The 10243-nt window shown below is 72.2% G+C and carries 6 protein-coding genes; all 6 read right to left on the bottom strand.

Annotated elements, in window-relative coordinates:
* Nucleotides 1-1230, bottom strand: a 1230-nt coding sequence (locus ACFWI9_RS19475; RefSeq protein WP_387163570.1) for a glycosyltransferase, incomplete at its 3' end; no start/stop codon positions are given.
* 2 nt (nucleotides 1231-1232) lie between these two features.
* A complete protein-coding gene (locus ACFWI9_RS19470) occupies nucleotides 1233-2540 on the bottom strand; it encodes an O-antigen ligase domain-containing protein (RefSeq protein ID WP_387163567.1) in 1308 nt (435 codons plus the stop codon).
* Nucleotide 2541: 1 nt separating this feature from the next.
* Nucleotides 2542-4059 carry a right-handed parallel beta-helix repeat-containing protein gene (locus tag ACFWI9_RS19465; RefSeq protein ID WP_387163565.1) on the bottom strand — a complete coding sequence of 506 codons (1518 nt, stop codon included), beginning with the start codon at nucleotides 4057-4059 and terminating at the stop codon, nucleotides 2542-2544.
* A 9-nt stretch (nucleotides 4060-4068) separates the two neighbouring features.
* Nucleotides 4069-6084 (bottom strand): alginate lyase family protein, encoded by a 2016-nt coding sequence (locus ACFWI9_RS19460; protein WP_387163563.1) that lies wholly within the window; start codon nucleotides 6082-6084, stop codon nucleotides 4069-4071.
* Nucleotides 6081-8291 (bottom strand): bi-domain-containing oxidoreductase, encoded by a 2211-nt coding sequence (locus ACFWI9_RS19455; protein WP_387163561.1) that lies wholly within the window; start codon nucleotides 8289-8291, stop codon nucleotides 6081-6083. The genes ACFWI9_RS19460 and ACFWI9_RS19455 overlap by 4 nt, the downstream gene beginning before the upstream one ends.
* Nucleotides 8292-8308: 17 nt before the next feature.
* Nucleotides 8309-10243: an asparagine synthase (glutamine-hydrolyzing) gene (gene asnB / locus ACFWI9_RS19450; protein ID WP_387163559.1), complete on the bottom strand. Its 1935-nt coding sequence runs from the start codon at nucleotides 10241-10243 to the stop codon at nucleotides 8309-8311.

The raw sequence follows: 10243 nt of genomic DNA, 5'->3' as shown, positions 1-10243 counted from the left end.
GAGTTGTATAACCCCCCCCGGCGGCGGGCGGTCCCCCCCCCCCCCGCACCGCACCGCGATCGCGGGGCGGTACCCCTCCACCAGGCGCTTCAGCCCGACTGCCGGGCTGAAGCCCTGCTCGTAACGGCGCCTGGCCGCCTGTCCCATCTCCCGGCCCAGGGCCGGCTCGGCCGTGATCCGGCGCAGGCAGGACGCGAGCGAGGCGGGCTCGCCCGGCCGGTGCAGCAGCCCGGTCACCCCGTCCTCCACGAGTTCGGTGAAGGCGCCGTGACCGGCGGCGACGGCCGGGACCCCCGCCGCCATCGCCTCCACGACCACCAGGCCGAACGCCTCAAGCCACGTCGAGGGAGCCACCACGGCGACCGACCGTGCGATGGCCTGCCGGCACTGCGCCGGGTCGTACAGGCCGACGTACCTCACGTCGTCCCGGCCCGCCGCCCAGGCGGCCACCTCCTGCTCCAGCGGCCCGGCCCCGGCGACCACGAGCGGCACGCCCACACCGCCACCGGCGGCGAGCTCGTCCCACGCGGCCATGAGGAGCCGCACGCCCTTGGCCTCCGCGAGCCGGCCGAGATAGAGCAGATGCTCGCCGGGTCCCGTTCGTCCGGCGCCCGGGTCCGGCACGAAGTTGTGCTTCACCGCCAGCCGTTCGGCCGGCATACCGGCCCGCACCAGGACGTCGCGCTGCGCCGCGGAGATGCAGAAGAACCGCTCCACGCCGGACCACCACCGCCGCCGGTTGACCGACAGGCTGACCGCGAGCGGCACCGTCGCCAGCCGGGAGTTCCGGTAGCAGCCGTGCCGGACGGCGGGCAGCGGCGCCGACCCGACGCACGCGGTGCACGGCCGGCCGTCCCGCTGCAGTGTGCCGGGCGGGCAGACCTGGGTGTAGTTGTGCAGTGTGGCCACGGCGGGTACGCCGGCGTCGGCGCAGGCGGCCAGTACCGCCGGTGACAGGAGTGGGAAGACGTTGTGGACGTGCACCACGTCCGGCCGCTCGGTGCGAAGCCGGGCGGCGAGCTCGGCACGGACCGCCGGGTTCCACGGCACCAGCAGCGGTAACGCGGCCTTGCCCAGCAGGGACCGGGCGGCGATGTCGTCACTGCGCCGCTCGAACACCCCCACCCGGTGGCCCGCCTCGCGCAGTAGGGCCACCTCCTGGTCCACGACGTTGTTCTCCCCGCTCGGCTGCGCCGAGGCGTAGCGGTTGTGCACCACGATGACGTGCATGTTCAGGTCACCTCCGATCTCCGGGCCCGTCGCCGGACGCGCCGTCGGGACAGCGCGGGCGTCGACAGGGGAGTGGCCGCGGCGGGGGCCGCCAGCAGCGAGGCGGCCACGGCCAGATGCAGCAGATAGGGCGAGGCGTCGCCCAGCCCGGCCTCGGTGTACGACGCGATCGCGCAGTAGCTGATCAGGAAGATCGCGCAGGCCCGCTGCAACGACGGCGGCCGCAGCAACGCGACGCCGCCCAGCACGACGAGGATCGCCGCCACCAGGGCGACACCGGTCAGACCCTGCTCGTGGTAGACGGCCAGCCAGCTGTTGTCGATCGGCAGCCCGCCGAACGACTTGTCGCCCAGTCCCATGCCGAACAGGTACTCCGAGGTGGTCCGGGGCGCTGCCAGCAGGGCGTCCCAGACCTTGGCCCGACCGGTGAGGCTGGTGAAGTGCTCCTGGCTCTGTCCGCGCAGGAACCACGCCTGGAGCGGGGAGCCGAAACCCACCGCGGCCACGGTGGCGCACAGCACCGCCCAGGCGAAGAACCGGCGGGCGGCGGCGCTGCTCAGGATGAGCGAGCCGATCGCCAGTGCCAGCCCGATGAGCAGACCGAGCGTGGCCGTCCGGGTATGGGTCAGCGCGAGCAGGACAAGCGCCGGCACGATGACCGCCGCCGCACTGCCGCTGGTGGTCCGGCGGCCCAGGACGAGCAGCACGGTGAGTCCGGTGATCACCGCGGCGTACTGCCCGATCTGCGGCGGTGTGAGCGGCCACAACGCGCCGACCAGCCGCCCGCCGTAGAGCTCGGGCATGGCGGCGCCCGGTGAGACGACCAGACCGGCGGCCACCGACCCGAGGACCACGAAGTACATCCGGATGTGGTGCCGGACGAACACCAGCCCGCCGTCCCACCAGCGGCTGAGCAGCCACAGCGTGCCGACGAAGAGAGCCAGCCGCGTGCAGCGGAACAGCGCGCCGAACCCGGACCCCAGATCCACGCTGGACATCACGCTCGGCACCAGCAGCAGGGTGAGCAGGAACACGAAGGCGCTGGGCCTGACGCGCAGCCGGAGATTGACCGCGAGCGCCAGCGTGAACGCGGCCACCAGCGAGCCCATGGTGACCATCTGGATGAGGGAGCGGGGCAGCGGGACGATGGTCTTCGCCCCGGCGGAGCCGAGTGTGTTGAGGATCAGCAGCCCCCAGACCACCCCGACGTACTTCGGCGCGACGGCAGGGCGGCGCCGCTCAGCGCCGGGTTGTGTGCCCGCGGTATCCGGTCCGCCCGGCGGCCCGCCGCGCGTCAGCTCCTCGCGCATCTCAACCACCGGCCTGCGGCTGGAAGGTGCTGCCGACGTCCTGCTGGTACGGCGCGCCCTGCCACTGCCCGGAGTCGAGTATCCGGCTGGGGTCGTGGGCGACGAACTTCCACGGCCCGATGTAGGCGTTGTCGTGCCAGCGGTTGTGCTGCTCGCGGGTGATCGCCTCGGCCACCCCCTCGCCCTGGTAGGGCGACCAGTCCGGATAGGTGCCGTAGCTGGCCAGCACCGCCATGCGGTCGCACTTCACCGGGCAGACGACGACGGACGTGTCCAGCACGAAGCGGTTGCCGTGGATGTCCACCCGCTGGGTCTTCCACCGGCAGTCGGCGTAGAGCGGTGCGGTGGCGATCGCCGGCTGTGCGCAGCGGTCGGTGTCCTGAACCAGCAACGTGCACGTACCGGACGAGGTGTTGGCCGGGCTGTTGCAGAACCGGTCGGCGTTCTCCCACAGGGTGATCCCGGACCAGTTGTTCTCCAGCACGTTCCGGTAGATCTCGATCTTGTCCGTGCGGGCCCGGATCCGTGGTTCGCCGCCGGACTCGGACAGGTAGATGGTCCCGAACGGGAAGTTGTCGCCCCGGTCGGCGTGCCTGCGGCCCTCGACCCAGTTGTTCCGCCGGATCGTGTTCTTCCGGATGACCGCGTTGTAGCTGGCCTCGTAGATCAGCGCCGCGCCGTCGTTGGCTTCGAGCACGTTGTCCTCGATGCGGAAGTCGTTGTTGTTGGTGTCCGCCCACAACCCGGCTCCGCGGTTGCCGTGCACCCAGTTGCCGCGTACGTCGGCGCCGTCGACCGCCCAGAACTTGACGCCTCCGGTGCAGCCGCAGCCCGGCCGCCGCCGCTCCCAGTCGTCCCTGTTGTTGCCTGTGATCTCGTTGCCCTCGACGACCAGGCCGCTGATACGGCCGGCGGCCTTGTACGCGTTCATGCCGTACTGACCGTTGCCGCGCAGGCAACTCGCGCGGACCCGCTGGCGGGCACCGGCCATCAGCCCGGCGCCGGAGTTGTTCTGGATCGTGGCGTGCTCGATCACCCATCCATCGGCCGAGTCATGGTTCACCACGCCCTCGTCGTGCGGCGCGACGAAACCCTGCACGGTCAGATGGCGGATGGTGATGTCGCGGGCGTTGCCGCCGAAGGCGTACTGGTTGGTCTTCCGCCCGTCGAGCACCGCGCCTGGCGCGCCGAGGTAGCTGTTCCCCTCCTTGGGGATGACCTGGGCGTAGCGGTCCGGCGCGAGCCTGTGCGTGCCCGGCCGAAGCCAGAACGTGGTGTTCGGGGGGCTGCTCCTGGTCTTCGCGGCCAGGTCACCGGCCACCGCGGGATCGACCGTCACCGCGCCCGCCGGCGCCTTCGCCGGCCCGGGCTCGGGCTTGGCGCACACCCGGGCCACGGACGTGGACGGCGCGGCGGTCGGCTTCGGCCGTGCGCCCGGCGTGCCGTCGCAGCCGGTCGCCGCCGGCAGGGTCAGCGCCAGCGAGGCCGGCCACGCCCAGTGCCGCCACTTGATCCCCACGCGTCCTCCCTAGCCGCGGAACCTGAGTACGGTGGTGAACTCCCCCGACAGCGCGGTGCCGTCGGCGAAGCCGGTGCCGACCAGCGTGGTGGTGGGTTCCTTGCGCCCGAAGCCGGGGGAGTACCAGCCCAGGATGGGGTATCCCCTGCTCGAAGAGCTTGGGGAAGGGTCACTCTCGCCGCGATGGGCCCGCCAGTTCAGCTCCCCGGGCAGGTCGAGTGCCGCGGCGCGGTCCTCGCCGTCCCGGGTCCAGGTGAGCTCTGCCCGGTTTCCCACCAGGTCCGCGGAGATCTCCGGGCCGAGGTGGAACGCCAGGCGCACGGCCCGGCGCGGGCCGCGCACCTCGTCGACCACCCTCAGCTCCCGGGTCGCGGCCGTCAGTTCCACCCGGCGGCGGTGCACGGTGGGCTGGTAGCCGTCGTGTTCGGCGCACCAGCGGGCCGTCCCCCCGTGGGATGCACCGGACGTGTCCGCGACCAGGACTCGGCTGCGGGCGTGCCGGGTCCACAGGAACGGGCCGCCGGAGACGGACTGGTCACCGCCGTCCAGTTCCAGCGTGTTGTGGCCGAGTGTCGACCGGAAGTACCGCCGCCACTCCGGCTGCCCGTGGTAGCAGTACGTACCCGGGTCGGCGAGTACGTCGACCCCGTCGTGCCGGACCTCCACGGACAGCGCGTCCGCGTGGGCGTGCGCGGCGATGGACAGGAAGCCGTGCGGACCACCGTCGCAGCGGCACCAGATCTCCCCCGGACCGCGCAGGATGGTCATGCCCGCGTCGGCGAAATGGGCCGGCCGGCTCGCCGGGCGGGACACGGCCGGTACGGTTCCGTTCTTCGGGTACGGCCGGATGAGCGCGGCGAGCAGCGGGGTGCGCACATCGGCGCCGGTCACCGCCGGCCACCAGGCGAGCCGGCCGAACACGGCGTCCCCGGTGGCCAGCAGTGAGGCCCAGCGGTCGGTGCCCGCGCCGTCCACGACCAGACCATGCCCGTCGTCCGCGTCGCCTTGGCGCGGCGGCCGCAGCCGGCTGTCCACGACGGCCGCGAGCGCGTCGGTCATCCGCAGCAGCACCAGCCGGATCGACGCGGGGACCGGCGCCCCGGCGGCGTCCGCCTCGGCCACGGCGGCCAAGCCGAGTTCCAGCACCAGTCCGTGGTACTCGGTGGCCAGCTCGCGGTTGAGGCCGGAGGCGAAGGTGTTGCCGCGCAGCTGCCGCTCCAGCGACCGCAGCGCGTCGGCTCGCCAACGCGCCGAGGAGGGGAACCACCCGAACGCGCAGGCCGCGGCGAACTGCCCGGCGGCCTCGGCGATGACGTGGTTGTTGGCCGAGGACCCCCGGCTGGGGAAGGCGGCCAGCCAGCGCTGGTGGTGCCAGATCTGGTTCAGCGCCACCGGGTTGTCCTCGAACAGCCCGGCCGCGCCCGGCCAGCCGTCGAGCAGCCGGCGGATCCACACCCAGGACAGCAGCCGGATCCCCAGCTCGATGCCGCTGATCCAGTGCACTCCGCGCAGCGGCGTGTTGGCCGCCCACCACGACCGCAGGTGCGCGGCCACTCGCTCGGCGTACCGCTCGTCCCCGGTGACCGCGTAGGCGGCGGCGAGCACGGTGAGGTACTGGTGCCGGGACAGCTCCCAGATCTGTTTGACGTCCCCGACCGCGTCCTCGTTCCGGTACGGCACGTCGAACGCGTACCCCCACGGCGCCCGGCGCCCGGTCTTCGGGTCGTGGCACCAGTCCGGGTCGGCCAGGTCGTCGCGGTCCACCCCGAAGTACTCGGCGTGCCCGGCCATCAGCCGGTCCGCCTCGGCGATGAGACGCTTCGCGGCGTCCGGTGGTATCGCCGCGATCGTCCCCGCGGGCAGTACCGCGTCGAACCGGGCGCCGGTCACGCTCGGGCAGTCCGGCGGCGCCGACCGCCACCGCCGCCTGCGCACCGTGTCGGCCACCCGGCCGCAGATCTCCCGCGGTCCCATCCGCGAAAGCCGCCGCAGGTACCAGCCCGCACTCCCCGCGCTCACCGTCATCGTGTCGCCCTCGCCAGCGTCACCGGCGCGCCGCCGGCCAGGCCGGCCTGCACGGCGAGGGTGGCCGCCGTGGTGGCGACCAGCGACTCCAGTGGCACCGGCATCGGCCCGCCGGTCCGCACGGCCTTGACGAAAGCGGCCAGCTCGGCGCCCTGGCCCTTGTCCCGGGCCTTGGGCAGCCGCGAGCTGACCCACCGCTTGGGGCCGTATACCGAGGCACGGACGAAGTCGTCGAGCCGCAGCACCCTGCCGTCCGCGATGAGGTCCAGCGTCTCCTTGGGGAAGCCGGCCGGGCCGCTGGTGACGTAGCTGATGGTGGCGGTGGACCCGTCCGGGTAGCGCAGCATGACCTGGAGGTCCTCGTTGCCTGACGTGGCGGTCGCGTACACCGAGACCGGGTCGGCGTCGAGCAGCCAGCTCACCGTGTCGATGAAGTGCCCGCCCTCGCCGGCGAACCGCGAGCCCTCGGTGCCCTGCCGGAGGTACCAGCTCCCGTGCTCAAGCCGGCCCGCGTTGACCAGGTAGCGGAGGCTCGCCTGCCCGGTCCGGGCGCCGAACCGCTTCCTGGCCTCCTGCAGCAGCGGCGCGAACCGGCGGTTGAAGCCCACCTGTAGCCGGTCGTTTCCGGACTCCTCCACCGCCGAGAGCACACCGGCCAGCTCGTCCTCGGTGAGCGCCAACGGCTTCTCCACGAACACCGACTTGCCGGCCAGCAGCGCCTTCCGGGTCAGTTCGGCGTGCGAGCTGTGCCGGGTGACGACGAACACCGCGTCGACGGACTTGTCACCGAGCACGGCGTCGAGATCGGTGGTCGCCTCGGCGAAGCCGAACTTCCGCTTCGCGTTGGCCGCGGACAGCGCCGTCGTGGTGACGACCGTCGACAACTCGACACCGTCGCGCTGCGCCAGGTGCGGCAGCAGCATCGACGTCGCGTAGTTACCCGCGCCGACGAACGCCAGCCGCACCGGCGTGCTGACGGTCCGGCCCGGGGTGGGCAGTCCGGCGCCGCGTCGCACCGCGGGCACGGCCACCGCCGGGGCCTCCGCCTGCGTCGATTCCCCTGTCTGTCCTGCTTCACCCGCGTGTCCGGGATACCGGAACAGCACAGCCACGGCCTTCAGCTCGCCGTCCTTCAGGCGACGGTACGTCTCCACGGCGTCGTCGAAGTCGGCGGTGTGGGAGACCAGGGGCTCCACGTCGACCCGGCCGCGGGCGAGGAGATCAAGGAAACACGCCAGGTTGCGGCGCTCCGTCCAGCGCACATAGCCGATCGGGTAGTCCCGCCCTTCGAGCTCGTACTCCGGGTCGTAGCGCCCGGGGCCGTACGAGCGGGAGAACCGGACGTCGAGCTCCTTCTCGTAGTACGCGTTCCAGGGCAGGTCGAGACGGCACTTGCCGATGTCCACGACCCGGCCGCGATCCCGGCAGAGCCGGGCGGCCAGCTCGACGGGCTGGTTGCTGCCGCCGCCGGCCGCCAGGTACACCTGGTCCACACCGTGACCGCCGGTGAGTTCGGCGACGGCGTTCTCCACGGCCGGGGAGGCGGGATCGCCGCAGGCCGCGGCGCCCAGGCGCTCCGCGAGCCCGCAGCGCTCCGGGTCGGGGTCGGCCCCGACGACGCGGACCCCCGAGGCGGCGAGGAGCTGCACCACCAACTGCCCGATCAGCCCGAGGCCGATGACCAGCGCCACGTCGCCGAGTTGCGGCTCGCCGCGGCGGACGCCCTGCATCGCGATCGACCCGACGGTGCCGAAGGCCGCGTGCCGCGACGCGAGACCGTCCGGCACCCGGGCGTAGAGGTTCTTCGGAACCCAGTTCAACTCGGCGTGCAACGCGTGCTCATTGCCGGCGCAGGCCACGAGGTCACCGACCGCCACATCGTCCGTCCCGGCGCCGACCTGCTCCACCACCCCGCACAGTGAGTAGCCCAGCGGTGTGTACGAGTCCAGCTTGCCCATCACCTTGCGATAGGTGGCGGGCACCCCGTTGGCGGCCACGCTCTGCATGACCTTGGCCACCTGGTCCGGCCGGGAGCGGGCCTTGCCCAGCATCGACATGCCGGCCTCGGACACCTTCATGAGCTCGGTTCCGGTGGAGATCAGCGAGTAGGCGGTCCTGACCAGCACACCGCCCGGCTTGCACCCCGGCACCGGCACATCGAGCACCGCCAGCTCGCCGCTCTTGTAGTTCTGCACAACCTGTTTCACCCGAAGTCCCCTTGTTCCTACGCCGTCAGGCGAGCGCTCTGGCCGGACCCGGAGGTCGCGCCGCGATACCAGTACTCGAGGGTCAGCACATGCCACAGATGCTTGGAGAAGTCCCGCTGCCCGGCGGCGTCCTCGGCGACCATGCGCGCGAGCGCGTCGCGGCGCAGGAGCCCCGAACCGACGAGCACACCGTCATTCACCACCTCACGCACCAGCGGCGCCAGATCCCGGCTCATCCAGGCCCGCAACGGGGCGCTGAACAGGCCCTTGGGCCGATACACGATCTCCCGGGGCAGGATCGACGCGGCCGCCTCCTTGAGGACGGCCTTGCCCTGCCGTCCGGCGATCTTGCGATCGCCGGGCATGGCGAACGCCGCCCTGACCACCTCGACGTCCACATACGGCACCCGCACCTCGGTCGACGCGGCCATGCTCGAGCGGTCCGTGTAGGCGAGGTTCAGGCCCGGCAGGAACATCCGGGCGTCGCCCAGGCACATGCGGTTGACGAAGTCGTCGAGGTCGTTGTCCTGATACGTGTCCGCGTGCTCGGTCAGCACGTCGTCGACCGTCCCGGCCAGGTCCGGATCGACCAGGGCGAGCAACTCGTCCCGGTCGTACATGGTGTAGCTGCGCCGGAACGCCGTCTCCTCCGGCAGATCGGCGAACGAGAGGAACCGCTTCGCGAACCGCACCGACCGGTACCCCCGGCGGGCCGTGGCGACCGGCAGCCGGTCCACGGCCCTGGACAGGCCGCGCCGCAGGGGCCTCGGGACACGCTGGTAGCGCAGCGCGATCAGGTTCGCCAGATGCTTGCGGTATCCGGCGAACAGCTCGTCGGCACCCATCCCCGAGAGCATCACCTTGACCCCGGCCTCCCGGGCGGCCGAGCAGATCAGGAAGGTGTTGATCGCGGCGGGGTCGCCGATCGGCTCGTCCAGGTGGTACGTCATCCGCGGCAGCAGGTCGAGCACATCCGGGGCGATCTCGATCTCACGCAGGTCGACTCCGAACCGCTCGGCTACCCGCCGGGCATAGCGCAAGTCGTCCGGCATCGCCTCGAACTTGGCGTCCTCGGCGCGGAACCCGATCGTGTAGGCAGAGATCCCGGGTTGCTCGCGGGCCGCGAGCGCGGTCAGGTAGCTGGAGTCGAGACCGCCGGAGAGGAAGGTCGCCACGGGCACGTCGGAGAGCAGGTGGCGCCGGGTCGACTCCTCGACGATGGCGGCGATATCCGGCCGCTCGCCGCTCCGGGCACGCTCCCGGCCCTCGGCTGCGACCTCCCGGAGGTGCCAGAACCGGCCGCGCTCCACCCGGCCGTCGGGCCGGCACCGGAGCCAGCTCCCCGGCGGCAGCTTCTCCGCCTCGCGGAACGCGCACCGCGAGTCGGGCACCCAGTAGTACAGCAGTGAGGCCACCAGCGCCGCATGGTCCACCTGAAGCGACCCACCGGTGGCGGCGGCGAGCGCCTTGAGCTCGGAGGCGAAGACCAGGCCCTCGCCGCGCCGGAGCAGGAACAGCGGCTTGACGCCGAGCTGGTCGCGGGCGAGCACCAGCTCACCGGTTCGCTCGTCGAAGATCCCGAACGCGAACATGCCGCGCAGCCGGGGCAGGCAGTCCGTGCCCCAGCGCCGCCAGGCCTCCAGCAGCACCTCGGTGTCGGAGGTACCGCGGAACCGCACCCCGCCGGCCGCCAGTTCGGCACGCAGTTCGGGTGCGTTGTACAGCTCGCCGTTGTACGTCAGGACGAGGCCGCCCGAGACCATCGGCTGGGCACCGGTCTCGGACAGGTCGATGATGGCCAGCCGCCGGTGCCCGAGGTGCACTTCGCCGTCACCGACGGGGTGGCTGTACCGGCCCGCCCCGTCCGGACCGCGGTGGGCGAGGGTATCGGTGAGCCGGTCGGTCACGACTTTTCCGTCCGGCCATCGGTAAGTGCCTGCGATGCCACACAT

The organism is Streptomyces sp. NPDC127084 (genome assembly GCF_042724175.1).
Taxonomy (GTDB): domain Bacteria; phylum Actinomycetota; class Actinomycetes; order Streptomycetales; family Streptomycetaceae; genus Streptomyces.
The sequence above is the reverse complement of the archived record's forward strand: the minus strand, read 5'-3'. Positions and strand labels throughout refer to the sequence as shown.

Excerpts from the sequence above, each read along its gene's own strand:
- ACFWI9_RS19470 (WP_387163567.1), bottom strand. The coding sequence starts at position 2,540 with ATGCGCGAGGAGCTGACGCGCGGCGGGCCGCCGGGCGGACCGGATACC.
- ACFWI9_RS19460 (WP_387163563.1), bottom strand. The coding sequence starts at position 6,084 with ATGACGGTGAGCGCGGGGAGTGCGGGCTGGTACCTGCGGCGGCTTTCG.
- asnB (WP_387163559.1), bottom strand. The coding sequence starts at position 10,243 with ATGTGTGGCATCGCAGGCACTTACCGATGGCCGGACGGAAAAGTCGTG.